Consider the following 24,264-nt stretch of genomic DNA (forward strand, 5'->3'; position numbering starts at 1 on the left):
TCCAGGGCCGCGGAGTCGCGGCGAGCGGCCCGCTCCGGCACCCTGGAAGGCCGGGGGACTCGGGGAGTGTCCGCGAGGAGGCTCGCATGGCGTACCGCACCACCAGGCTCCGTGTCGCCACCGCCGTCGCCGCCGCCCTGATCGCGGGCGCCGCGCCCGCCACCCTGGCCCAGGCCCAGGCCCCACCGGCACCGGGGACGGCGGCACGGGCGTCGGCGGCACAGGGACCGGCCGGGGCCGTGCGGGCGCCCAGCCCGTCCGCCGACCCCTTCCAGGGCCTGACCGCCGGCCAGATCGGCGACAAGGCCGTCACCGCCACCCGGTCCGCGACCTCGCTGCGCATGGCCGGCCGGGTCACCACCGGCGGGCAGCCCCTGGACGTCGACTTCTCCGTCGACGACAAGAACCAGTGCACCGGCCTGATCAAGCTCCAGGGCGGCGCCGCGGAGCTCCGCAGGACCGGCGGTCTCACCTACATGAAGGGCGACGAGAAGTTCTGGCGGGCCTCCATGGCCTCCCAGGGCATGCCCGAACCGCAGATCGAGGCGACCATCGAGCTCCTCAAGGGCCGCTGGCTGAAGATCGCCCCCGGGCAGGCCGGCAGCGGTGACCTCGGCGGCGTCTGCGACCTGAAGGCGCTCCTCGCCGACCTCGGCAGGAACAAGGCCGAACTGGCCGGACTGGTCCGCGGCCCCGACGCCGAGGTGCAGGGCACCCCGGTCGCCACCCTGGTGAGGCGGAAGCCCGGCGGCGAGACCACGACCGTGTCCGTCTCGCAGCGCGGCAAGCCCTACATCCTGAAGATGGTCAAGACGGGCGGCTCCGGGCCCGGCAGCGTGGTGCTCTCCGACTACGACAAGCCCGTGAAGGTCGTCGTCCCGCCCGAGGACGAGACGGTCGACCTGACCAAGCTCGACCAGGGCGGGCCCGCGGAGCAGCCGGTGTGACGGACATCGCGGAGGGCCGGGACTGTCAGCGGGTCCCGTTAGCCTCTTTGGGGTGACCGCACTCCTCACCGACCCCGAGCAGCTCAAGGAGCTCCTCGGCATCCCCTTCACCCCGGAGCAGACGGCCTGCATCACCGCGCCGCCGGCCCCGCAGGTCATCGTGGCCGGCGCCGGGTCCGGCAAGACGACGGTGATGGCCGCCCGGGTGGTCTGGCTGGTCGGTACGGGCCAGGTCGCCCCCGAGCAGGTCCTCGGTCTCACCTTCACCAACAAGGCCGCCGGGGAGCTGGCCGAGCGCGTCCGCACCGCTCTCGTCCGGGCGGGCGTCACCGACCCCGACGTCATCGACCCGGACAACCCCCCGGGCGAGCCCCTCATCTCGACGTACCACGCCTTCGCCGGCCGGCTCCTCACCGACCACGGGCTGCGGATCGGACTGGAGCCCACCTCGCGGCTGCTCGCCGACGCCACCCGCTACCAGCTCGCCGCCCGGGTGCTGCGCGAGTCCCCCGGCCCGTACCCGGCGCTCACCCGCTCCTTCCCGACCCTCGTCGGCGACCTGCTCGCCCTCGACGCCGAGCTCGCCGAGCACCTCGTACCGCCCGAGCGTCTCCTCGCCCACGACACCGAGCTGCTCGCCGAACTCGCCGGAGCCAAGCTCACCAACGCCGACCTGCGCAGACTCCCCGAGACCGGCACCGCTCGGCGCGAGCTCCTCGACCTCGTCGTGCGCTACCGCGCGGCCAAGCGCTCCCGGGACCTGCTCGACTTCGGCGACCAGATCGCCCTCTCCGCCGAGCTCGCCACCACCCGGCCCGAGGTCGGCGCGATCCTCAGGGACGAGTTCCGGGTCGTCCTCCTCGACGAGTACCAGGACACGTCCGTCGCCCAGCGCCTGCTCCTGTCGGGCCTCTTCGGGCACGGCACCGGGCACGCCGTCACCGCCGTCGGCGACCCCTGCCAGGCCATCTACGGCTGGCGCGGCGCCTCCGTCGCCAACCTCGACGACTTCCCCGAACACTTCCCGTACGCGGACGGCAGCCCCGCCACCCGCTTCGCCCTCTCCGAGAACCGGCGCAGCGGCGGCCGCCTGCTCGACCTCGCCAACGGCCTCGCCGCACCCCTGCGCGCCATGCACGAGGGCGTGGAGGCGCTGCGTCCCGCGCCCGGCGCCGAGCACGACGGCGGCGTCCGCATCGCCCTCCTCCCCACCCACGCGGAGGAGATCGACTGGCTCGCCGACTCCCTCGCCCACCTCGTCCGCACCGGCACCGCCCCCGGCGAGATCGCCGTCCTGTGCCGCACCGCCACCGACTTCCCGGCGATCCAGGCCGCCCTCGTCGCCCGTGACGTCCCGGTCGAGGTCGTCGGACTCTCCGGCCTGCTCCACCTGCCCGAGATCGCCGACCTCGTCGCCGTCTGCGAGGTCCTCCAGGATCCCGGCGCCAACGCCTCCCTCGTACGCCTCCTCACCGGCCCCCGCTGGCGGATCGGCCCCCGCGACCTGGCCCTCCTCGGGCGCCGCGCCCGGCTCCTGGTGCACCGGCCCGGCGAGGAGTCCGCGGACGCCGACCAGCGGCTCGCCGCCGCCGTCGAGGGCGTCGACCCGGCCGAGGTGATCTCCCTCGCCGACGCGCTCGACACCTTCCTGGACTCCGGCGGCGAGGACGACGGCCTGCCCTTCTCCGCGGAGGCCCGGGTCCGCTTCGCCCGCCTCGCCACCGAGCTGCGCGCCCTGCGCTCCTCCCTGGCCGATCCGCTGATGGACGTCCTGCACCGGGTGCTCGCCGCCACCGGCCTGGAGGTCGAGCTGTCGGCCTCCCCGCACGCCCTCGCCGCCCGCCGCCGCGAGACCCTCGGCAACTTCCTCGACATCGCCGCCCGCTTCGCCTCCCTGGACGGCGAGGCCACCCTGCTCGCCTTCCTCGGCTTCCTGCGGACGGCCGCGCAGTACGAGAAGGGCCTCGACAACGCCCTCCCCGGCGGGGAGAACACCGTCAAGGTGATGACCGCCCACAAGTCCAAGGGCCTGGAGTGGGACGTGGTCGCGGTGCCCGGCCTCGTCACCGGCCAGTTCCCGTCCACCCGCGCCCGCGAGTCCTGGACCTCCCAGCCCCAGGTGCTCCCGCACGCCCTGCGCGGCGACGCGGCCACGCTGCCGCGGCTCGACACCTGGGACGCGAAGTCCCTCACGGCCTTCAAGAACGGCATGCGGGACCACCAGCACACCGAGGAACTCCGCCTCGGCTACGTCACCTTCACCCGCCCCCGCTCCCTCCTCCTCGGCTCCGCCCACTGGTGGGGCCCCTCCCAGAAGAAGCCGCGGGGCCCCTCGGACTTCCTCCACGCCCTCTACGAGCACTGCGCCTCCGGGCACGGCGAGATCGAGGCCTGGGCGGACGAACCGGCAGAGGGCGACACGAACCCCCTGCTGGCCGCGGACCTGGCCGACCAGGCCTGGCCGCTGCCCCTGGACAAGGACTCCCTGGAACGGCGACGGGAGGCGGCGGAGGCCGTCACGGCCCGGCTGTGGGCCCTCGGCCCGCACCACGCGGGGGCGGCCGGCCCCGGCGCCGCGACGGCGCCGCGCACCTCCCCGGCCGAGGCCGGCGACGACCTCTGGCTCCCGGAGGACCTGGAGGACCCGGAGGTGCCGGAGGACCCGGCGGAGACCCCTCCGTACGAGGAGGACCCCTGGGCCGACGAGCCGCACGCGCCCGCGCCCCGGGCGGCGGGGGAGCCGCCCGCGCCCCGGCCCGGGGAGCCCCATGTGCCCGCGCCCCGGGCCGAGTCCCGGCCGCTCACGCCCGAGGACGCCAGGACCGTCGCCTCCTGGGACCGCGACCTCACCGCCCTCACCACCGAACTCCACCGCACCCGCGCCACCACCCGGGACGTCCTGCTCCCCGCCTACCTCTCCGCCTCCCAGGTGCTCCGCCTCGCGGCCGACCCCGACGGCTTCGCCAAGGAGCTGGCCCGGCCGATGCCGAAGCCGCCGCAGCCGGCGGCCCGGCGCGGCACGCGGTTCCACGCGTGGGTGGAGTCGCGCTTCGAGGAGCTCCCGCTGCCCATGCTCGGACCGGACGAGCTGCCCGGCGGCGAGGAGTTCGCGGGCGAGCCGGAGATCCTGGACGAGCGGGACCTGGAGGTGCTCAAGGAGGCCTTCGACCGCACGCCGTACGCCCGCCGCACCCCGTACCGGGTGGAGGTCCCCGTCCACCTGTCCCTCGCCGGCCGGGTGGTCCGGGGCCGGATCGACGCCGTCTACCGGGACCCGGACACCGGTGGGTACGAGATCGTCGACTGGAAGACGAGCCACCTGCGCACCGCGGATCCGCTGCAGCTGGCGATCTACCGCCTCGCCTGGGCCGAGCAGCACGGCCTCGACCCGGAGGAGGTGGCCACCGCCTTCGTCTACGTACGGACCGGCGAGGTGGTCCGCCCCGCCCGGCTGCCGGGAAGGGCGGAACTGGAGGCGGTGCTGCGCGGCGGACCGGCCGGGGACGCCGCGTTCCCCGGGGAAGCCGAGGACGGAGCGCCGTCCGGCGCCGGATAGGCTCGGGGCCATGAGCGAGACCCCGGACAACGCCGTCCACGCCGTGCGCACGTACATCGAGCAGCACCGATCCGCCTTCCTCGGCGACCTCGTCGAGTGGCTGCGGATCCCCTCGGTGTCGGCGCAGCCGGACCGGGCCGGGGACGTGCGGCGCAGTGCCGAGTGGCTCGCCGCCAAGCTCACGGAGACCGGCTTCGCGACCGTGGAGGTGTGGGAGACCGACGGCGCCCCGGCCGTGTTCGCCGAGTGGCCCTCGGACGACCCGGACGCGCCGACCGTGCTCGTCTACGGCCACCACGACGTGCAGCCCGCCGCCCGCGAGGACGGCTGGCACACGGACCCGTTCGAGCCGGCGCTGGTCGACGGCCGGATGTACGCCCGGGGCGCGGCCGACGACAAGGGCCAGGTGTTCTTCCACACGCTCGGCGTCCGGGCGCACCTCGCCACGACCGGCCGGACCGCGCCCGCCGTCCATCTGAAAATGGTGGTGGAGGGCGAGGAGGAGTCGGGTTCGCCGCACTTCCGCGAGCTGGTGGAGAAGCACGCCGACCGGCTGGCCGCCGACGTCGTGATCGTCTCCGACACCGGCATGTGGTCCGAGACCACCCCCACCGTGTGCACCGGCATGCGCGGGGTCGCGGACTGCGAGATCGATCTCTTCGGCCCCGACCAGGACATCCACTCCGGTTCCTTCGGCGGCGCCGTGCCGAACCCGGCCACCGTCGCCGGCCGGATCGTCGCCGCCCTGCACGACGCCGACGAGCGGGTCGCGATCCCGGGCTTCTACGAGGGCGTCACCGAGCTCTCCGACGCCGAGCGGGCCCTCGTCGCCGAACTGCCCTTCGACGAGAGCGCCTGGCTGGCCACCGCCAGGTCGCACGGGACCCTCGGCGAGGCCGGCTTCACCACCCTGGAACGGGTCTGGGCCCGCCCGACGGCCGAGGTCAACGGCCTCGGCGGCGGCTACCAGGGCCCCGGCGGCAAGACGATCGTCCCCGCCTCCGCCCACCTGAAGCTGTCCTTCCGGCTCGTCGCGGGCCAGGACCCGGACCGCATCGAGGCCGCCGTCCGCGCCTGGCTCCCCGGACTGGTCCCGGCGGGCATCCGCCACGAGATCGTCTTCGGCGCCCCGACCCGGCCGTGCCTCACCCCGCTCGACCACCCCGCCCTCAAGGCGGTGGCCGGCGCGATGAGCCGCGCCTTCGACGGCGCCAAGATCCGCTACACCCGCGAAGGCGGCTCCGGACCGGCCGCCGACCTCCAGGACGTCCTCGGCGCGCCGGTACTGTTCCTGGGCATCTCCGTCCCGTCCGACGGCTGGCACGCCCCGAACGAGAAGATCGAGCTCGATCTCCTCATGAAGGGTGTCGAGACGACCGCTCATCTCTGGGGGGACCTGCCCGCCGCCCTCACCGACGCCGGGCGCTGAGCCGCACACCGCAGCGCGCCGACCGTCGAAGACACTGACACCGATCCGGGGGAGTTGGAAGCACCTGTGAGCACCCTGAACAACGCGTCCGCGGACCGCCCGATCTCGCTCACCGCCCCGAGCGGGATCGACCGTGCCGCCCATCACCGCCTCGACGAGGCGTGGCTCGCGGCCGCCTGGAGCCACCCGACGACCCGCGTCTTCGTGGTCTCGGGCGGCCAGGTGCTGATCGACGACACGTCCGACGGGCGGACGGAACTGGTGATGACCCCGGCCTTCGAGGCCCCGGTCACCGAGACCCACCGCTACTTCCTGGGCACGGACGCCGACGGCGTCTCCTACTTCGCGCTCCAGAAGGACAGCCTGCCGGGGCGGATGGACCAGTCCGCGCGGCCGGCCGGGCTGCGCGAGGCGGGGCTCCTGCTGTCGCCGCGCGACGCCGGCCTGATGGTGCACGCGGTGGCCCTGGAGAACTGGCAGCGGCTGCACCGCTTCTGCTCCCGCTGCGGCGAGCGCACCGTGGTCGCGGCGGCCGGGCACATCCGCCGCTGCCAGGCCTGCGGCGCCGAGCACTACCCGCGCACGGACCCCGCGGTGATCATGCTGGTCACCGACGACCAGGACCGGGCGCTGCTGGGCCGCCAGGTGCACTGGCCCGAGGGCCGCTTCTCCACGCTCGCCGGCTTCGTCGAGCCGGGCGAGTCCATCGAGCAGTCGGTGGTGCGGGAGGTCTTCGAGGAGGCGGGCGTCACGGTCGGCGAGGTCGAGTACGTGGCCAGCCAGCCCTGGCCGTTCCCGTCCAGTCTGATGCTGGGCTTCCTCGCCCGGGCGACGTCCTCGGAGATACACGTGGACGGCGAGGAGATCCACGAGGCCCGCTGGTTCTCCCGCGAGGACCTGGCCGCCGGTTTCGAGTCGGGCGAGGTGCTGCCGCCGTACGGGATCTCGATCGCGTCCCGGCTGATCGAGCTCTGGTACGGCAAGCCGCTGCCGAAGCCGGGCGACGTGATCTGAGCCGCTCCCGAGCCGCCCCTCGGCAGCGGTGCCCGAGCCGCTCTCCGGCAGCGGTGCCCGAGCCGCCGCCGAAGCCGGCCGACGTGATCCGCGCCGGTGCCCCCGGCCCTCCCGCGGCCGGAAACGGAAGCGGAACAGCCCCCTCCCGGTCTCCCGGGAGGGGGCTGTTTCCGGTCACCGCCGGGTGTCAGGTCAGACGGCGAGGGCCTGCTTGACCTGGGCCAGGCTCGGGTTGGTCATGACGACCTCGTCGCCACCGGCCGTCGGGAGGACGCGCACGGTCGGAACGGTCTGGTTCCCGCCGTTGACCTTCTCGACGAAGTCCGCCGACTCCGGGTCCTGCTCGATGTTGATCTCCGTGTACGCGATGCCCTCGCGGTCCAGCTGGCTCTTCAGCCGGCGGCAGTAGCCGCACCACGTGGTGCTGTACATCGTCACAGTGCCCTGCATGGCCAGGCGCTCCTCTAGTCTCGCGGTGCTCGGGTCGGTGCCGAGAAGAAGAACGTACGTCGTCTACCGGCCATTCCCGGAATTCGTATGACCACGGTCTCCCCCCTGTGGACAGTGCTCCGCACCCGTCCCGCGGACCTGGCAGCATGGCGGGGTGACAGCAGCAACGCACTCCTCTCTCTTCCCGCAGGTCCCGGAGACGGCCGACGCGGTGCTCGACGGGCTCGACCCGGAGCAGCGCGAGGTCGCCCTGGCCCTGCATGGTCCGGTGTGCGTCCTGGCCGGTGCCGGCACGGGCAAGACCCGCGCCCTCACCCACCGCATCGCCTACGGGGTGCGGGCGGGCGTGTTCGTCCCCTCCAGTGTGCTGGCCGTCACGTTCACCAACCGTGCCGCCGGCGAGATGCGCGGCCGGCTCAGGCAGCTCGGGGCGGGCGGGGTGCAGGCCCGCACGTTCCACTCCGCAGCCCTCCGTCAGCTCCAGTACTTCTGGCCGAAAGCGATCGGTGGCGAGCTGCCCCGGCTCCTGGAGCGGAAGGTCCAGCTGGTCGCCGACGCCGCCGCGCGCTGCCGGCTTCGGCTCGACCGGAACGAGCTGCGGGACGTCACGAGCGAGATCGAGTGGGCGAAGGTCACCCAGACCGTGCCCGCCGACTATCCGGCGGCCGCCGCCAAGGCGCTGCGCGACGCCCCGCGCGACCCGGCCGAGATCGGTCAGATCTACGCGATGTACGAGCAGCTCAAGCGCGACCGCGACGTGATCGACTTCGAGGACGTGCTGCTGCTCACGGTCGGCATCCTGCAGGACCGGCACGACATCGCGGACCAGATCCGCCGGCAGTACCACCACTTCGTGGTGGACGAGTACCAGGACGTCTCGCCGCTCCAGCAGCGGCTGCTCGACCTGTGGCTCGGCGACCGCGACAGCCTGTGCGTGGTCGGCGACGCCAGCCAGACGATCTACTCGTTCACCGGCGCCACCCCCGACCACCTGCTGAACTTCCGCACCCGGCACGCCGGCGCGACCGTCATCAAGCTGATCCGGGACTACCGCTCCACCCCCCAGGTCGTCCACCTGGCCAACGGCCTGCTCAGCCAGGCGAGCGGCCGGGCCGCCGAACACCGCCTGGAGCTGGTCTCCCAGCGCGACCCCGGCCCCGAGCCCCGCTACACCGAATACGCCGACGAGCCCACCGAGGCCGAGGGCACCGCGCGCCGCATCCGCGACCTGATCGCGGCCGGCGTCCCGGCCGGCGAGATCGCCGTGCTCTACCGGATCAACGCCCAGTCCGAGGTCTACGAGCAGGCCCTGGGCGACGCCGGCGTGCCCTACCAGCTGCGCGGCGCCGAGCGCTTCTTCGAGCGCAAGGAGGTGCGCGAGGCGGGCGCGGCCCTGCGCGGCGCGGCCCGCTTCGGGGCGAACGACTCCCTCCTGGACGGTGCCGACGACCTGCCCGCCCAGGTCCGGGCCGTGCTCTCGGGGCAGGGCTGGACGGGAGAGCCGCCGGCCGGCTCCGGCGCCGTCCGGGACCGCTGGGAGTCCCTCGCCGCACTGGTCCGGCTGGCCGAGGACTTCGCCCGGGCCAAGCCCGGCGCGACCCTCTCCGACCTGGTCGCCGAGCTCGACGAGCGGGCCGCCGCCCAGCACGCCCCCACCGTCCAGGGCGTCACGCTCGCCTCCCTGCACGCCGCCAAGGGCCTGGAGTGGGACGCCGTCTTCCTGGTCGGTCTCACCGAGGGCATGATGCCGATCACCTACGCCAGGACGGACGAGCAGGTCGAGGAGGAGCGGCGGCTGCTCTACGTGGGCGTCACCCGGGCCCGGGAGCACCTGTCGCTGTCCTGGGCGCTCTCGCGCTCACCGGGCGGCCGGCCCTCCCGGCGCCCCACACGCTTCCTCAAGGGGCTGCGCCCCGGATCGGGGTCCCTCGGCACGGTCACCACGAGCGGCGGTGCGGGAGCGGGCGTCGAGCGGGGCGCCCTCGCCGCCCGGCGCCGGCAGCGCGGGCCGGTGCGCTGCCGGGTCTGCGGCGCCACCCTCACCGAGGCCGGCGAGATGAAGCTGCTGCGCTGCGAGGACTGCCCCTCGGACATGGACGAGGGCCTCTACGAGCGCCTGCGCGAGTGGCGCGCGGTGCAGGCCAGGGAGCTGGGCCAGCCGCCCTATTGCGTCTTCACCGACAAGACGCTCATGGCGATCGCCGAGCGCGTGCCCGACTCCGACGGGGAGCTCGCCGCCATCTCCGGCGTGGGCGTGCGCAAGCTGAACCGCTTCGGCGCCGACGTGCTCGCCATCTGCGCAGGTGAGGTGGGTGGAGGAAGCGACGGCGAGGACTGAGGAAAACTCGTCGGAAAAATAGTTTGCGCCCGCCCCGTCAAGCCCCATAGGTTCTTAACCACGGAAACGGCGGCTTCTTCGAAGCCCTGTCTTCGTGCTGTACTTGTCCAAATGAACACGAGGGTCCGGCTCACCCCGAGCCCTCCGAGACGCCGAGAGGAGGCGATTCCAGTGATCAGCATCAAGAACATCAAGACCAGCACCGCCAAAATGACCGATCGCTCGGTCGTCTCCGCCTGCTCGCTCGGCCTCTCCACCGTCGCTCCTCACGCTCTCCGGGGCACCGGTCTGTCCGGCGCCGGCCTGCCGCTCGGCATGCCCGCCGTCCTGATGGACCGCCTGGAGCGCAATGAGCGACCGACCAAGGCACTGGAAGCAGGAGTAGTGGGCAAGGCCCAGGCCTCGGCCTATGGCTTTGCGGCCACCGCGACCGGTGCCGGTATCGAGCAGCAGACGACGCAGCACCACACGATGTGGGCCTTCCGTGGGCTCGAACCCTGGAGTGATCCAGCCTGATCGACGATCAGGCCGGCGCCTTCAGGGCCGCGGAACCCCATCAGGGATCCGCGGCCCTTCTGTTTGTCCCCGAACGGGGCTGACGGAACGAGGGGGCCTCGGGACCAGCAGAACCCGGTACCAGCCGAAAACCCCGGCCCAACAGGTCGAACGACCAGACGAGGAAAAAACCCCGTGCAACTCGAAGCGCACGCCCCGTCCGTACCGCCTTCCGGATCGATCACCCCGCCCGGCCTCACGAAGGACTCCGCCTTGACCCCCCTCACCGCGCTCACCGCGCTCGACGACGCCATCGAGAACCTCGGCGTACCCGTCCCGTGCCGCTCGTACGACCCCGAGGTCTTCTTCGCCGAGTCCCCGGCCGACGTCGAGTACGCCAAGTCGCTCTGCCGGACCTGCCCGCTCATGGCGGCCTGCCTCGAAGGCGCCAAGGAGCGCCGCGAGCCCTGGGGCGTCTGGGGTGGCGAGCTCTTCGTCCAGGGCGTGGTCGTCGCCCGCAAGCGGCCCCGCGGCCGCCCGCGCAAGAACCCGGTTGCGGCATGAACGCCACCGGAACCGTCGACCGCCCCCTCACGCACGATCCCCAGAAGCAGGCCCCGATGACCTCGTCCGCCTTCGAGCCCTCCGGCTCCGCGACCCCCAACGTTTCGATCAGTGGCGCGAACCGCTCGCGTCAGAACAGGACCCGAGCCATGCAACTCATTCCAGAAGCCCTGGCCCGTGCTCATATGCACGACCGCCTGCGGGAAGCCGAGGCGGAACGCCAGGCCGTGCGCCTGGTCGCCGCCCGGCGCATGCAGCGACGCGCCGAGCGCGTGTCGATGCGCGCCCGCCGCGCGCTCGCCATGGCCGTCATGCACTGACCCGACGCCCAGGCGACGGGCACTGACCCAGGCACACCTCAGACGCGGGGGCCGGTCCGAACGGACCGGCCCCCGCGGTGCGTTGTCCGGTCCGCGGGCGGTCGTCGGGTTATCGTCACCAAGGTGAACGACGCCCCCACGAAAGAGCGCCCCTTCGTGTGCGCCCGCTGCGGCAAGACCGCCCAGGAGCTGCCCCTCACCTGGACCTGCTCGGTGGAGAACGGCACCCGCCAGTACTTCTGCGAGGACTGTGCCCGGGCCAACATCAGGGCCATCGAGGGCCGCCTCGACTCCTCCTGGTGGTGACCCGCCGGCCCGATCCGGTCCGCGCTAGGCCTCACTCACGAAGCCCGGCAGCCACGCCTCCAGCTCGTCCCGCAGCCGAACCGTCGCGCCCAGCTGGCACAGCACCCCGATCGTGCTCAAGGTCACACGGTGTATCAGCAGATACGAGGGCGGCAGATTCAGCTGCCTGCCCAACTGGTGCGCGGGGGAGCGGGGGTCGGCGACGCGGGCCGCCTGGGCGCGCATCCAGCCGCGGGTGAACCCGAAGGCCTCCACCTCCGCCGGCTCGATGATCGGCAGCAGGTACTCCAGGACCGCGTCCGGGTCGAGCGCGACGGACTTCCGCACGAAGCCCTCCGCGCACAGCAGCCCGTAGACCGTCTCCGCCTCGCCGGCGAGGGTCATCCGCAGGCAGGTGCCGATCGTCTCCGGCAGTCCGCCGGGCAGCCGGTCGACCGTGCCGAAGTCGAGCACCCCGAGCCGCCATGCGCCCGCGGTGTCGTCCGTTCCCTCCGGCCCGGGCAGCAGCCGGAAGTTCCCCGGGTGCGGGTCCGCGTGCAGCAGCCCGGTGCGCGCCGGCCCGGAGAAGAGGAACCGGGCGAGCAACTGCCCCGCCCGGTCGCGCTGCTCCGGCGTACCGTCCGCGATCACCTCCGAGAGCGGGAGACCGTCCATCCACTCCGTGACCAGGACCTGCTGCGACTGGTGCACCACCGCCGGGACCACCACGTCCGGATCGCCCGCGAACTCCTCCGCGTGCGCCTGCTGCGCCGCGGCCTCCAGGCCGTAGTCCAGCTCCTCCGCCACCCGGTCGCGCAGCTCCGTGATCAGCGGCTTGATGTCCATGCCGGGGATCAGCGGGCCCAGCAGCCGGGCGAACCGGCTCAGCTGCGCGAGGTCCGAGAGCAGCGCCTCGCCCGCCCCCGGATACTGCACCTTCACCGCGACCTCACGCCCGTCGTGCCACACCGCACGGTGCACCTGTCCGATCGAGGCGGCCGCCGCCGGCTTCTCCTCGAACTCCAGGAACAGCTCCCGCCACCCCGCGCCGAGCCGCTCCTCCAGCACCCCGTGCACGGTCCGCGTCGGCATCGGCGGCGCGGCCTCCTGCAGCCTGGTGAGCGCCGCCCGGTAGGGCCCGGCCACCTCCTCGGGCAGCGCCGACTCGAAGACGGACAGGGCCTGTCCGAACTTCATGGCCCCGCCCTTCAGCTCGCCGAGCACCTTGAACAGCTGCTCGGCCGTGCGCTGCTGGAGCTCGCGCGCGACGATCTCCGCAGACTTCCCGCCGATCCGTTTGCCCAGGCCCCAGGTGGCCCGGCCGGCGAAGCCGAGCGGCAACGCGGCCAACTTGGCGGTCCGGGTGACCGCCTTCCGGGGAAGATCAGACATGCGCCCTCCAGATCCCAGACTGCCGTGCCGCACGGGGCCGTTACCCCGCCATTGTGTCCTGCGGCCCCCGAGCCGCCGAGGCAAGCTCCCCTTCCGCGTCGCGCCGCGCCCCGCACGGACACGCCGGGTGCGCCCGGACCGGCGCCGAGCGCCACTCGAGCAGGGGCAGCGACACCTCCCAGCGCGCCCCGGTGCTGGACGGCAGGTCGCCGTCGAGGAAGGCCAGGGCATGCGCGGCGGCGAGCCCGGCGACCGCCTGGGCGAGCCCCACGTCGCAGGCCGGCAGCGGATGCGGCGCGCCGGAGCGCCACTGGGCCGGCAGCCGCGGCCACACGGGCTCCCGGTCCGCCCGCTCCCGCTGTATGCAGCCCGCACAGGCCGTCCCGCCGGGGAGCACCAACGGGCCCACCACACCGGTCGCTTCGAGCACCCCCGCGTAGAGGTGCGGCGTACCGGTCCCGAGCCAGGCCTCGGCCGGGAGCGGGTCGGGCACATAGGCGCCCAGACCGTCCCGCGGTGTCACCACGACGAGGGAGAGCCCCGGCTCGGCGGTCCCGTCACCCGGCCGGCGCCGCCCGTCGTGGGGCGGCCGGCCGCCCGGCGCGGCCCGCGCCACGAGCCGCCGGGCCGCCACCGCCCTGCGCTCGCCGACCGCCTCCGCGGGCAGCCCGCCCGGCGAGACCTCCCACGGCGTGACCGTGCCGGAGTCCAGCACCTCGACCCGCCCGACGCCCGCCGCGGACAGCAGCGCCGCGACCGCCGCGCCCACCCGGCCCGCTCCGCGCACCTGGACCCGCAGCTCCCGGCGTGCGGCCAGTGCCCGTGCCGCGCCGTCCGGCGCACGATGCACTACGGACAGTGAGGCCAGGTCGGCGCGCACCGGATCGAGCCCGGGGTCCGCCCGCCCGGGCGGGCCGCCCGGTGGGCGTACCGAGGCGTCCGCGAGCAGCCCCGCCTCCGCGAGCCGCCCGAGCAGCGCCTCCAGGCGGCCCTCGCGCAGTCCGAGGGCCGCGGCCTCCGCCCGCAGCAGCTCCATCCCCCGCGTCCCGTCGAGGAGACCCAGCAGACTGCCCGTGGCCGGGTCGACCGGCCCCAGCACCACCGCGTGCGCGGGGGTCACCCCGTACTGGACGCACGACATATTCCGCCAAGCGCGCCGCAGCGCGGGTTTCACCATCGGATGCATGACCTCGACCCCCGTAAACGATCTTTGCTCGTGCTTCGTCGTCCAAGGTCAGATTGCCCGCGCCGGGCGTGCGGTGCGGAAAGTTGTCCACAGGGGGGAGGTATTAATCATTCGAATGGTGCGGGACTTCCGCCGCACACAGCGGGTAACGTCGGGGCCGTGCCGGCCGACCCACAGCGCAGTGCGACAAACAGGCCGCCCCGCGGCGGCTCGGGGACGAATGCGGTCGAGGTCCGCAGGAGTTCCCGCCGGAGCCGAACGGTCTCCGCCTACCGCGAGGGCGACCGGACCATCGTGCTCATCCCCGCCCGGATGTCCGAGGCCGAGGAACAGCGCTGGGTCACGGTCATGCTCGACAAGCTGGCGGCCCAGGAGAGCAAGAAGGTCCTCGGCGACCGCGAGCTGACCGAGCGCGCCGAGCGTCTGTCGGCCCAGTACTTCGGCGGCCGTGCCCGCCCCGCCTCCGTCCGGTGGGTGACCAACCAGAACACCCGCTGGGGCTCCTGCACCCCCTCCGAGGGCAGCATCCGGCTCTCCCACCGGCTGCAGGGGATGCCCGAGTACGTCGTCGACTACGTCCTGTGCCACGAGCTCGCCCACCTCCTCGTGCCCGGGCACGGGCCGCGCTTCTGGCGGCTCCTGGAGGCCTACCCGCGCACCGAGCGGGCCCGCGGCTATCTGGAGGGCGTGGTGGCCGCCGGCCGGCTGCCGCACCTGCCGCACGCTCGCGGAGAGTGATACCGCTCTCGCTCCGGTTCTGTACCGAACGGGTACGCGCTTGCCCTGATCTCACGAACAGCCGTTAGCCTGGCGCGACGCATTCGTACTTTCGGGATGGGGGACGGTCGTCACATATGGCCAGGGAATTCCAACGCGGCCACAAGGCCAAGATCAGTGATCTCACGGCGGGGACCGATCTGTACGTGGGTGTGCAGATCGCGGGGCCCGGCCTGACCTTCGACATCAGCTGCTTCGGCCTCGACGCGGACGAGCGCCTCTCCGACGACCGGTACTTCGTCTTCTTCAACCAGCCGAAGTCGCCCGAGGAGTCCGTCCAGCTGCTCGGCCCGCAGGCCGGCGACACCGAGTCCTTCCGCGTCACGCTGGACCGCGTCCCCGCGCACATCCACAAGCTGTCCTTCACGGCGACCATCGACGGTGCCGGGCAGATGTCGCAGGTCGGACCCGGCTGGATCAGGATCGTCGCGGGCGGCGAGGAGGTCGCCCGCTACGCGTTCACCGGTGCGGAGTTCACGACCGAGCGCGCGGTCATGCTCGGCGACTTCTATCTCAAGGACGTCTGGCGGTTCGCCGCCGTCGGTCAGGGCTTCGACGGCGGCCTCGAAGCGCTGCTGAAGAACTTCGGCGGCGAGGTCGCCGAGGAGGAGCCCGCCGCGCAGCAGCCGCAGGGCGCCGGCCCCGGCTTCGCCCCTCCGGCCCAGGCCCCCGCACCACCGGCGTTCGGCGCCCCCTCGGCGCCCCAGGCGCCCGCACCGGCGTTCGGCGCCCCGCCGGCCCCGGCGCCCGCCCCGGCGCCGATGCACTCCCAGCCGACCATGGTGGCGCCCCTCACGCCCCCCGCGCCGGCCCCGGCGCCCGCGCCCGCTCCGCCCGGGCCCGCCCCGGCGCCGTACGGACAGCCGCCGCAGCCCCCGCAGTACGGGCAGCTCCCCGGCCAGACCCCGCCGCACGGCGCCCCCGCGCCCTACGGCCAGCCGGCCCCGGCGCCCTACGGCCAGCAGCCGCCGTACGGTCAGCCGCAGTTCGGCCAGGTCCCGCAGCAGGTCATGCCGCAGGGGGTGCCCCAGGGCATGCCCGCCGCCGGCGCCGGACTCGCCAACGCGCTCGCCCCGTACAAGGAGACCGCGACCGGCGCCCGCTGGACCCCGCAGAACCAGCAGCTCATGCGGGTCGACCTCGCCATGGGCGGCGCCCCCGTGCTCGCCCGGCAGGGCTCGATGGTCATGTACCAGGGCAAGGTCGACTTCGCCTACAAGGGAGCCGGCTTCGCCGGCCGCATCGTCGGCAACGCCACCGGCCAGGAGATGCAGCTCATGCGCTGCACCGGCCGCGGCCAGGTCTTCCTCGCCGAGGACGGCGCCCATCTGCACCCGATCGAGCTCCAGGGCGACGCCATCTGCGTCTCCGCGGAGAGCGTGCTGGCCTTCGACGAGTCGCTGCAGCACGAGGTCCGGCGCATCGAGGGCCACGGCATCCCCGGCGGAGCCCTGTTCACGATGCAGTTCCAGGGCACCGGCACCGTCATCGTGAAGACGCACGGCATCCCCGTCGTGCTGCCGGTGACGCCGACCACCTTCGCCGACTGCAACGCCGTCGTCGCCTGGTCCGCCGCGTCCCAGGTCGTCCTCTCCAGCCAGGTCCGGCTTCGCCGCAACGCCTACCCGGGCCACAGCGGGGAGACCGTGAACCTGCAGTTCCGGGGCGCCCCCGGCAACTTCATCGTCGTCCAGCCCTACGAGGTCTGAGGGAGCCCGGAACCATGAACCAGCAACTCGCGGGCTACGCCCCCACCCCGGTCACGGCCCGCATGGAGAACCACGGCCGCTCCATGCTCAAGGTCGCCATGGCCGCCGGCCAGGACCTCTTCGCGCGGACCGGCTCGATGGTCGCCTACGAGGGCTTCGTCACCTACGAGCCCAACCCGCCCGCCGTCCGGCAGTTCGCCCAGCAGTGGCTCACCGGCGAGGGCGCGCCCGTCATGAAGTGCTCCGGCGACGGGCTGCTCTACCTCGCCGACTACGGCGCCGACGTCGTCGTGATCAACCTCCAGAACGACTCGATCTCCGTGAACGGCTCCAACGTGCTCGCCTTCGACGCGCACCTCCAGTGGGGCGTCGAGCGGGTCAAGGGCCTCGCCAAGTTCGCCGGCCAGGGCCTGTTCAACGTCGAGATCGCCGGAACGGGCTGGGTCGCCATCACCTCCCGCGGCACGCCGATCGTCGTCGACTGCGGTCGCGGCGAGGACGAGACGTACGTCGACCCCGACGCGCTCGTCGCCTGGTCGCCCGGGCTCAAGGTGAAGGGCAAGCGCAGCTTCAAGGCCTCCTCCCTGATCGGGCGGGGCAGCGGCGAGGCCTACCAGATGGCCTTCTCCGGCCAGGGCATCGTCGTCGTACAGCCGAGCGAGGACAGCACCGACCGCCTGCGGGCCCGGGGCTGAGGGGGAGCGAGAACACCATGCAGAGCCCGCTTTTCAACCACGCCGAACAGCAGAGCCAGGAGCGCTACGTCATCCAGAACCCGCAGCTGCTGCGGGTCACCCTGGCCGGCTCGGACGACATCCTGGCCCGCAAGGGCGCGATGGTCGCCTACCAGGGTCTCGTCGACTTCGACGGCGAGTACCAGACCCCGGGCCAGCGTCGCGCCCGCGCCCGCACGGGCGAGGGCCTCGACCTGATGCGCTGCTCGGGTCAGGGCACGGTCTACTTCGCCAACCTGGCCCAGTACGTCCACGTCGTCGACGTCGACCAGGACGGCCTGACCGTCGACAGCTCCTACGTGCTGGCGCTCGACTCCACGCTGCACACCGAGGTCATCGCGGTGGACAGCCAGTACGGCGTCTCCGGCACCGGCAAGTACCAGCTGAACATCACCGGCCGCGGCAAGGTCGCCCTGATGACCTCCGGCCAGCCGCTGATGATGCAGGTCACTCCGGACAAGTACGTCAGCGTCGACGCGGACGCCATCGTCGCCTGGTCCACCGGTCTGCGCGTCCAGATGCAGGCGCAGACGGTCAACAGCAGCGTCATGCGCCGTCGCGGCAACACCGGCGAGGGCTGGGAGCTCAGCTTCCTCGGTCAGGGCTTCGCCCTGGTGCAGCCGAGCGAGGTCATGCCGCCGCAGAACGTCGCCCTCGGACAGGGCGTCGGAGCCCAGTTCGGCGTCGGCCAGCACGGTTCGCGCGCCCAGAACCAGAACAACGCCTGGAACTGACCCGGGCTCCCGGGCCGGGCCGCGGCGCCCGGGCCATCAGGGCACGAGCAAGGGGCGGTCGCCACGGCGACCGCCCCGTGCGTCGTACGGCTTCGCCCGCCGTGTACGCCCTACATCCGCTTCAGCGTGTTCTCCAGGAGCCGGACCACCGACGTGTCCGCCACGCCCGCCACCTCGTCGTACGCGAACCAGCGCAGGTCCAGCGACTCCTCGCTGATCTCCGCCACCGCGTCCGCCGGGGCCAGCGCCGCGTACTGGACGTCCAGGTGCCAGTGGCAAGGCGCCGGGATCGGATGCCGGTCGAGCCGCACCGGGCCGCCCGGGAGCAGCGTCAGACCGGCCTCGATCCCGGACTCCTCGCGGGCCTCGCGCAGCGCCGCCGCCTCCAGACCCGCGTCGCCCGGCTCGCAGTGCCCGCCCATCTGCAGCCACATGCCCAGCTTCTTGTGCAGGGTCAGCAGCACCCGCCCGCGCGCGGGGTCGATCACCAGCGCGCTGCTGGTGAGGTGACCGGCCTGGCACGGCTTGTACATGCCGTCCGGGTGCGCCGCGAGGTGCTCCAGATAGACGTCACGCAGTTCCGGCTGGTCCCCGTACTCCTTCAGCACGAGGACCGCGTCGTCGTACAGGCTCACTTCTTGTCGCCCTCGCCGTCGCCCTTGTCGCCGGAGCTCCCGGAGTCGCCCTTGGCGGCCTCGCCGAGCATCTTGTCGAGCTCGGAGAAGTCCATGTGCTCGCGGTGGACGAAGCCGTCCGGGTCGTCCAGGTCCGTCGCCGTCGGCAGCATGTCGGGGTGCTCCCACAGGCCGTCCCGGCCGTCGACGCCGCGCGCGTCCGTCAGCGAGGCCCACAGGCGCGAGGCGTCCCGCAGCCGGCGCGGCCGCAGCTCCAGGCCGATGAGGGTGGCGAAGGTCTGCTCCGCGGGGCCGCCCGACGCCCGGCGCCGGCGCAGCGTCTCGCGCAGCGCGTCCGCCGAGGTCAGACGGGACTTCGCGGCCTCGTGCACCACCGCGTCGACCCAGCCCTCGACGAGCGCGAGCGCCGTCTCCAGGCGGGCCAGGGCCGCCTTCTGCTCCGGCGTGTCCTCCGGCTGGAACATGCCCTGCTGGAGAGCCTCCTGCAGCTGCTCGGGATGCGTCGGGTCCAGCTGACCCACCGCCTCCTCCAGCTTGGAGGTGTCGACCTTGATGCCCCGGGCATAGCCCTCGACCGCGCCGAAAAGATGCGAGCGCAGCCACGGCACGTGCGCGAAGAGGCGCTGGTGGGCGGCCTCGCGCAGGGCCAGGTACAGCCGCACCTCGTCAGCGGGGACGCCGAGGTCCTTGCCGAAGGCCGCCACGTTCAGCGGCAGCAGCGCCGCCTTGCCGGCCGGGCCCAGCGGCAGACCGACGTCCGTGGAGCCGACGACCTCACCCGCGAGCACGCCCACGGCCTGCCCGATCTGCTGGCCGAACATGGCGCCTCCCATGGAGCGCATCATGCCGATCAGCGGGCCCGCCACGGCCTGCATCTCCTGCGGCAGCACGTCGCCCATCGCCGCGCCGACCCGCTCGGCGACCGGGTCGACCAGCTGCTGCCAGGCCGGCAGCGTCGCCTCGACCCACTCGGCGCGGCTCCACGCCACGGCGGTGCCGGCACCCGAGGGCAGCGAGGTCGCCTGGTCCAGCCACAGGTCGGCCAGGCGGACGGCCTCCTCGACCGCCGCGCGCTCGGCCGGGCCGACGCTGGCGTCCTTGGTGCCGTCGGACGTGCCCTGGGCCACCACCTGGCGGGCGATCTGCTTGGCCATGTCCCAGTTGACCGGCCCGCCCTCGTAGCTGAGCATCTGACCGAGCTGCTGGAAGGCGGCCCCCAGGTCCTGGGGGTTCAGTGAGCCGAACATCGCCGCGAAGGGGTTGTCCGCGCCGCCCGGTCCGCCCATGCCGGGCAGCCCGCCGAAGCCGAACGGATCGCCGCCGCCCTGGCCGCCGGACCCCTGGCCACCTCCGGTGGGGTCCTTCTTCTTGCCCTCGTCGCCGTTCTCCGGCTCCTCCGGCGGAAGGCCGAATCCGAATGGGGTGTCACTCACAGGTTTCCTCGGCTCGTAGGGCCGCCGGCGTGACGCCGACGGCGGGTTCTCGGCTCGGCTCGCCTCCCCGACTCCACACCACCAGCGTAGACATCCGCACCGGATCCGGGCTCGGTGCTCCGCCGCGCCGTGGCCTGCGGCAGGATGGACGCCACCTGGTACGTACGCGTCATTCGGGTACGTACTGAAGACAACCGCTGGAGACGCCCGGTGAGTTCCCCAGATCCTCAGGTTCGCGCAGCGCGAAACCACTCGACCAGCTCCGCCGCGCGCGGCCCCGTCGTCGCGGTCACCGGTGCCGCGTCCGGTATCGGCGACCTGCTGACCCGGCGCCTGGCCGCGTCGGACGAGGTCAAGCAGGTCATCGCCATCGACGAGCGCCGCGGCGAGGTGACCGAGGCGCAGTGGCACATCCTCGACGTGCGCGACCCGGCCATCGCCGAGAAGCTGCGCGGCGCAGACGTCGTCGTGCACCTCGCGGTCGATCTCGACCTGGAGACCGATCCGGCCGCGCGGACCGCGTTCAACGTGCGCGGGACCCAGACCGTCCTCACGGCCGCCGCCGCGGCCGGGGTGCACCGGGTGGTGCTGTGCACCTCCGCGATGGTCTACGGCGCGCTTCCGGACAACGACATCCCGCTCTCCGAGGACGCCGAGCTGCGCGCCACCGCCGAGGCCACCGGCGTCGGCGACCTCCTGGAGATCGAACGGCTCGCCCGGCGCGCCCCGCGTGCCCACCCGGGGCTCCACGTGACCGTCGTCCGGCCCGCGGTCCTGGTGGGCGGCACGGACACGGCGCTGACCCGCTACTTCGAGTCGCCGCGCCTGCTCGTCGTCGCCGGATCGCGTCCCACCTGGCAGTTCTGCCACGTCGACGACCTGGTCAGCGCCCTGGAATACGCGGCCCTGGAGAAGGTCGACGGCGAGTTCGCGGTCGGCTGCGACGGCTGGCTGGAGCAGGAGGAGGTCGAGGAGCTGTCGGGCATCCGGCGCATGGAGCTGCCCTCCGCCGTCGCCCTCGGCGCGGCGGCCCGGCTGCACCGGATCGGCCTCACGCCGTCCCCCGCGGGCGACCTCGCCTACACGATGCACCCCTGGGTGGTCAGTGTCGGGCGGCTGCACGACGCCGGCTGGCGCCCGCAGTGGACCAACGAGGAGGTGCTCGCCGCGCTCCTGGAGGAGGTCCAGGGCCGGCACACCGTCGCGGGTCGCCGGCTCGGCCGCAAGGACGCGACGGCGGCGGGCGCGGCCGGTGCCACGGTGGCGCTGCTCGGCACGGCGGCCCTGGTCCGGCAGATGCGGAAGCGGCGCGGCCTGTAGGACCCTCCGACGGAGGGGCCGGCCCGCCGGTGGAAAACGCTATTCCGCGCCGTCGGTGCCGTACGGCACGATGGAGGGCATGGCAGACAAGCACGCCCCCGTGAGCGACCACCCCGGCGAGCGGGCCTCGGACGACCCGGTCAAGCTCCTCGCGATCCGTGACACGCCGCTCTCGGTCGACGAGGTCCTCCGCGCCGTCGGCGACGACGCGGCGGGCGGCACGACGCTGTTCGTGGGCACGGTGCGCAACCACGACGGCGGCGCCGACGTCGACGCGCTCGGCTACTCCTGCCACCCCTCCGCCGAGGCCGAGCTCCGCCGCGTCGCCGAGAAGGTCGTCGCGAACCACCCGGTCCGCGCCCTGGCCGCCGTGCACCGAGTGGGTGACCTCCGTGTGGGTGACATCGCGGTGGTCGTCGCCGTCTCCTGCCCGCATCGCGGTGACGCCTTCGAGGCCTGCCGCCGGCTGATCGACGACCTGAAGCACGAGGTCCCGATCTGGAAGCACCAGAAGTTCTCGGACGGCACCGAGGAGTGGGTAGGAGCCTGCTGAGGGCCCGCCCGACACTGTGGGGGTCCCCCCGGCCGGAGGCTGGGGGAGGGTAGGAGCCTGCTGAGCGCTCGCCCGACACTGTGGGGGTCCCCCCGGCCGGAGGCTGGGGGAGGCTGGGGGCCTGCCGAGGGCCGGGTGCCGGGCAGGGATCCGGCGGGTCGGCAAGGAGCCACGCCGACGACCTGTAGTCGAACGCCCCGATTTGCGTAACCGCACCCCAGGCGTGAGCGTTGGTCTCGCGGATGAATAATCTGCTGATCAACTCACTGGGGACCATTGGGGATGGGAGGTCGGGATGGCAGCGCTCGCGTGGTTGCTGATTCCGGTTTTCGCAGTCGTCGGCGCGGCGATATGGGGAAGCTGGGCTTCACGTAACAAGACCATCGGGGATGTCGCCGAGCTGGCGGGCTACGCGCGCTTCCGGGACGCCATGGAGCGGTCCCACACCATTCCGACAGCCTCCGTCGGCACCGCTTCCGCTTCGCCTCTTCCGGAGCGTGAGACGTCCCCCGCGGCGACCACGGGCTGATCCTCGTACGGACCGCCCCGGGGGTGCACTCACAGGCCGGTCCCGTACTGTCGTTCCATGCCACGCCGCACCGCGACGATGCTCGCCTCGACCCTGGTCCTGATCACGCTGCTCTGTGTCGGCGTCCTCATTCCGGTGCCGTACTCGGAGATGAGCCCCGGCCCCACGGTGAACACGCTCGGTGAGGCGCGCGGCGAGCCGGTCCTCCAGATCTCCGGCCGGCAGACCTACCCGACGACCGGCAACCTCAACATGACGACGGTCCGCGTCACCGGCGCGGACTACCGGATGAACGCGGTCGAGGCCGTCTACGGCTGGCTCGCCCACGACAGCGTGGTGGTCCCGCACGACACGCTCTACCCGGACGGCAAGACCGAGGAGCAGTCGAGCCAGGAGAACGCCGAGGAGTTCAGCCAGTCCCAGGAGAGCGCCAAGGTCGCCGCCCTGAAGGAGCTGGGCATCCCGGTCACCACCAGGGTGGTCGTGGCCACCGTCGTCAAGGGCACCCCGGCCGAGGGGAAGCTGCACGCGGGCGACGTCATCCGGGCCGTGGACGGCACCGCCGTCAAGGAGCCGGGCGACGTCTCGAAGCTGGTCACCCGGCGCAAGCCGGGCCAGGACGTCGTCTTCACGATCGTCCCGGCCCAGGAGGCCGCCGCCGCGGAGAAGGCCCACAAGGACGCCACGACCACGCGCAAGGTGGTCATCACGACGAAGAGGTCGGAGGAGGGCGACCGGGCCATCGTCGGCATCCAGGCGGGCACCGACCACGTCTTCCCGTTCACCATCGACATCAAGCTGGCCGACGTCGGCGGCCCCAGCGCGGGTCTGATGTTCGCGCTCGGCATCGTCGACAAGCTCACCCCGGACTCGCTCACCGGCGGCAGGTTCGTCGCCGGCACCGGAACCATCGACGACCAGGGCAAGGTCGGCCCGATCGGCGGCATCGAGATGAAGCTGGTCGGCGCCCGCAAGGCCGGCGCCCGCTACTTCCTCACGCCCGCCGAGAACTGCGCCGCGGCCGCGGCCGACACTCCGGACGGTCTCACGCTCGTCAAGGTCGACACGATCGACGACGCGACGAAGGCGCTGGAGAAGCTGCGCAAGGGCGACACGGCGTCCCTGCCCAGCTGCTCCAGCAGCTGAGTCCGGCGGGCGGTTACGACGCGAAGGTCGCCGCCAGGGCGTCCGCGAGCCCCGGGACCAGGTCGGGGCCGGTGAGCACCTCGGTCGGAGTGTCCTTCTCGCGCAGCCGGATCGCCGCCTCGCGCGCGCCGTCCCGGAGCACGGCGACGGTCATCCGGACCTCCTGGCGGTCCGGGTGGGAGGCGACCCACTTGGCGAGCCCGGCCTCGTTCAGGCCCTTGGGCACGGCGGCCTCGGCCGACGGCGGCAGCATCAGACGCTCCACCGTGAGCGCGCAGCCGGCCACCGCGTCGGGCCAGGCGATGGTGCCGAGGAATTCGTCGAGCGGCTTGCCGGCCGGCAGCTCCTCCTGCTCGATGGGCGTGTAGGTGGTGGTGTCGGCGCCGCCGGCACCCAGCTGGGCGGCGAGCTTGGGCTCCTGCCGACGCAGCTTGGCGGTGTCGACCAGGGCGAAGAGCCGGGCCGGCCGGTCCCAGCCGAGGCCCGACGCGTACTCGTCGATCTCGAGCACGGCACGGGTGAGGGGGCTCGCGGCCATCGGGGGACCGGAGGGGGAAACGTTGGACATGACCAATATCCTGCCTCCTCTTCCCGCTCGGACGGGAACTAGGTAAAGCGTCAGTAAGTTGCATCAGTGGGCTCTACGATCGCGGAGCCTGCTTCAGACGCACTGAACGCACCGTTCTCACGCATCAACCTCGAGGGGCGCACGTTGGCT

Annotated in this window: 23 protein-coding genes; 17 read left to right on the top strand and 6 right to left on the bottom strand. The window is 73.1% G+C overall.

The window, feature by feature from the left end:
* Positions 1 to 86 precede the first annotated feature (86 nt).
* The 4 genes from ACGF1Z_RS23370 to nudC all read left to right on the top strand — a co-directional run bounded on the left by ACGF1Z_RS23370 (position 87) and on the right by nudC (position 6,946).
* Entirely contained in the window at positions 87 to 947 is an 861-nt protein-coding gene (locus ACGF1Z_RS23370; RefSeq protein ID WP_393006978.1) for a hypothetical protein, read from the top strand.
* A 52-nt stretch (positions 948 to 999) separates the two neighbouring features.
* Complete coding sequence (locus tag ACGF1Z_RS23375; protein WP_393006980.1) at positions 1,000 to 4,503, top strand: UvrD-helicase domain-containing protein; 3,504 nt, start codon at positions 1,000 to 1,002, stop codon at positions 4,501 to 4,503.
* Between the two features lie 10 nt (positions 4,504 to 4,513).
* Positions 4,514 to 5,932, top strand: coding sequence for a dipeptidase (locus ACGF1Z_RS23380; protein WP_393006982.1), 1,419 nt, complete (start codon positions 4,514 to 4,516; stop codon positions 5,930 to 5,932).
* 66 nt (positions 5,933 to 5,998) lie between these two features.
* Complete coding sequence (gene nudC / locus ACGF1Z_RS23385; protein ID WP_393006984.1) at positions 5,999 to 6,946, top strand: NAD(+) diphosphatase; 948 nt, start codon at positions 5,999 to 6,001, stop codon at positions 6,944 to 6,946.
* Between the two features lie 192 nt (positions 6,947 to 7,138).
* On the opposite strand, the gene ACGF1Z_RS23390 is transcribed toward nudC, so the two are convergent.
* Complete coding sequence (locus tag ACGF1Z_RS23390; RefSeq protein WP_376632198.1) at positions 7,139 to 7,396, bottom strand: mycoredoxin; 258 nt, start codon at positions 7,394 to 7,396, stop codon at positions 7,139 to 7,141.
* A 154-nt stretch (positions 7,397 to 7,550) separates the two neighbouring features.
* Between ACGF1Z_RS23390 and ACGF1Z_RS23395 the strand changes: the two genes are divergently transcribed.
* The 5 genes from ACGF1Z_RS23395 (at position 7,551) to ACGF1Z_RS23415 (ending at position 11,419) form a co-directional block, all read left to right on the top strand.
* Positions 7,551 to 9,734 (top strand): ATP-dependent DNA helicase UvrD2, encoded by a 2,184-nt coding sequence (locus tag ACGF1Z_RS23395; protein WP_393006987.1) that lies wholly within the window; start codon positions 7,551 to 7,553, stop codon positions 9,732 to 9,734.
* A 171-nt stretch (positions 9,735 to 9,905) separates the two neighbouring features.
* The gene (locus ACGF1Z_RS23400; RefSeq protein ID WP_393006989.1) at positions 9,906 to 10,250 is read left to right on the top strand and encodes a hypothetical protein; all 345 of its coding nucleotides are present in this window, start codon (positions 9,906 to 9,908) and stop codon (positions 10,248 to 10,250) included.
* 174 nt (positions 10,251 to 10,424) lie between these two features.
* Positions 10,425 to 10,793: a WhiB family transcriptional regulator gene (locus ACGF1Z_RS23405; protein ID WP_393006991.1), complete on the top strand. Its 369-nt coding sequence runs from the start codon at positions 10,425 to 10,427 to the stop codon at positions 10,791 to 10,793.
* Positions 10,790 to 11,113, top strand: coding sequence for a hypothetical protein (locus ACGF1Z_RS23410; protein ID WP_376632206.1), 324 nt, complete (start codon positions 10,790 to 10,792; stop codon positions 11,111 to 11,113). The genes ACGF1Z_RS23405 and ACGF1Z_RS23410 overlap by 4 nt, the downstream gene beginning before the upstream one ends.
* Before the next feature lie 123 nt (positions 11,114 to 11,236).
* Positions 11,237 to 11,419 carry a hypothetical protein gene (locus tag ACGF1Z_RS23415; RefSeq protein WP_393006993.1) on the top strand — a complete coding sequence of 61 codons (183 nt, stop codon included), beginning with the start codon at positions 11,237 to 11,239 and terminating at the stop codon, positions 11,417 to 11,419.
* Positions 11,420 to 11,443: 24 nt separating this feature from the next.
* On the opposite strand, the gene ACGF1Z_RS23420 is transcribed toward ACGF1Z_RS23415, so the two are convergent.
* Entirely contained in the window at positions 11,444 to 12,790 is a 1,347-nt protein-coding gene (locus tag ACGF1Z_RS23420) for an ABC1 kinase family protein (protein ID WP_393006995.1), read from the bottom strand.
* Between the two features lie 40 nt (positions 12,791 to 12,830).
* Positions 12,831 to 13,976 (bottom strand): TOMM precursor leader peptide-binding protein, encoded by a 1,146-nt coding sequence (locus tag ACGF1Z_RS23425; RefSeq protein WP_393006997.1) that lies wholly within the window; start codon positions 13,974 to 13,976, stop codon positions 12,831 to 12,833.
* Between the two features lie 159 nt (positions 13,977 to 14,135).
* Here ACGF1Z_RS23425 and ACGF1Z_RS23430 point away from each other — a divergent pair, with 159 nt between their 5' ends.
* From ACGF1Z_RS23430 to ACGF1Z_RS23445, 4 genes are all read left to right on the top strand, one after another.
* Positions 14,136 to 14,714, top strand: coding sequence for a M48 family metallopeptidase (locus ACGF1Z_RS23430; protein WP_393006999.1), 579 nt, complete (start codon positions 14,136 to 14,138; stop codon positions 14,712 to 14,714).
* Positions 14,715 to 14,830: 116 nt separating this feature from the next.
* On the top strand, positions 14,831 to 16,462 hold the full coding sequence (locus tag ACGF1Z_RS23435; protein ID WP_393007001.1) for a TerD family protein: 1,632 nt from the start codon (positions 14,831 to 14,833) through the stop codon (positions 16,460 to 16,462).
* A 14-nt stretch (positions 16,463 to 16,476) separates the two neighbouring features.
* Positions 16,477 to 17,157, top strand: a complete 681-nt coding sequence (locus tag ACGF1Z_RS23440; RefSeq protein ID WP_393007003.1) for an AIM24 family protein — start codon at positions 16,477 to 16,479, stop codon at positions 17,155 to 17,157.
* 17 nt (positions 17,158 to 17,174) lie between these two features.
* Positions 17,175 to 17,930 carry an AIM24 family protein gene (locus tag ACGF1Z_RS23445; RefSeq protein ID WP_393007005.1) on the top strand — a complete coding sequence of 252 codons (756 nt, stop codon included), beginning with the start codon at positions 17,175 to 17,177 and terminating at the stop codon, positions 17,928 to 17,930.
* Positions 17,931 to 18,040: 110 nt separating this feature from the next.
* Here ACGF1Z_RS23445 and ACGF1Z_RS23450 read toward each other — a convergent pair whose 3' ends face one another.
* Together ACGF1Z_RS23450 and ACGF1Z_RS23455 are read right to left on the bottom strand one after the other, a co-directional pair.
* Positions 18,041 to 18,565, bottom strand: a complete 525-nt coding sequence (locus ACGF1Z_RS23450; protein ID WP_393007007.1) for an NUDIX hydrolase — start codon at positions 18,563 to 18,565, stop codon at positions 18,041 to 18,043.
* Entirely contained in the window at positions 18,562 to 19,998 is a 1,437-nt protein-coding gene (locus ACGF1Z_RS23455) for a zinc-dependent metalloprotease (RefSeq protein ID WP_393007009.1), read from the bottom strand. Before ACGF1Z_RS23455 ends, ACGF1Z_RS23450 begins: the two co-directional genes overlap by 4 nt.
* Before the next feature lie 210 nt (positions 19,999 to 20,208).
* Here ACGF1Z_RS23455 and ACGF1Z_RS23460 point away from each other — a divergent pair, with 210 nt between their 5' ends.
* The 4 genes from ACGF1Z_RS23460 (at position 20,209) to ACGF1Z_RS23475 (ending at position 23,546) form a co-directional block, all read left to right on the top strand.
* Complete coding sequence (locus ACGF1Z_RS23460; RefSeq protein WP_393007011.1) at positions 20,209 to 21,318, top strand: SDR family oxidoreductase; 1,110 nt, start codon at positions 20,209 to 20,211, stop codon at positions 21,316 to 21,318.
* A 79-nt stretch (positions 21,319 to 21,397) separates the two neighbouring features.
* Positions 21,398 to 21,871, top strand: a complete 474-nt coding sequence (locus ACGF1Z_RS23465; RefSeq protein ID WP_393007013.1) for a molybdenum cofactor biosynthesis protein MoaE — start codon at positions 21,398 to 21,400, stop codon at positions 21,869 to 21,871.
* Positions 21,872 to 22,166: 295 nt separating this feature from the next.
* On the top strand, positions 22,167 to 22,400 hold the full coding sequence (locus tag ACGF1Z_RS23470; RefSeq protein WP_393007015.1) for a hypothetical protein: 234 nt from the start codon (positions 22,167 to 22,169) through the stop codon (positions 22,398 to 22,400).
* Positions 22,401 to 22,457: 57 nt separating this feature from the next.
* Positions 22,458 to 23,546 (top strand): PDZ domain-containing protein, encoded by a 1,089-nt coding sequence (locus tag ACGF1Z_RS23475; RefSeq protein WP_393007017.1) that lies wholly within the window; start codon positions 22,458 to 22,460, stop codon positions 23,544 to 23,546.
* Positions 23,547 to 23,559: 13 nt separating this feature from the next.
* On the opposite strand, the gene ACGF1Z_RS23480 is transcribed toward ACGF1Z_RS23475, so the two are convergent.
* The gene (locus ACGF1Z_RS23480; RefSeq protein WP_393007019.1) at positions 23,560 to 24,114 is read right to left on the bottom strand and encodes a PPA1309 family protein; all 555 of its coding nucleotides are present in this window, start codon (positions 24,112 to 24,114) and stop codon (positions 23,560 to 23,562) included.
* Between the last annotated feature and the right edge of the window lie 150 nt (positions 24,115 to 24,264).

Source organism: Streptomyces sp. NPDC048018 (genome assembly GCF_043202995.1).
GTDB lineage: Bacteria > Actinomycetota > Actinomycetes > Streptomycetales > Streptomycetaceae > Streptomyces.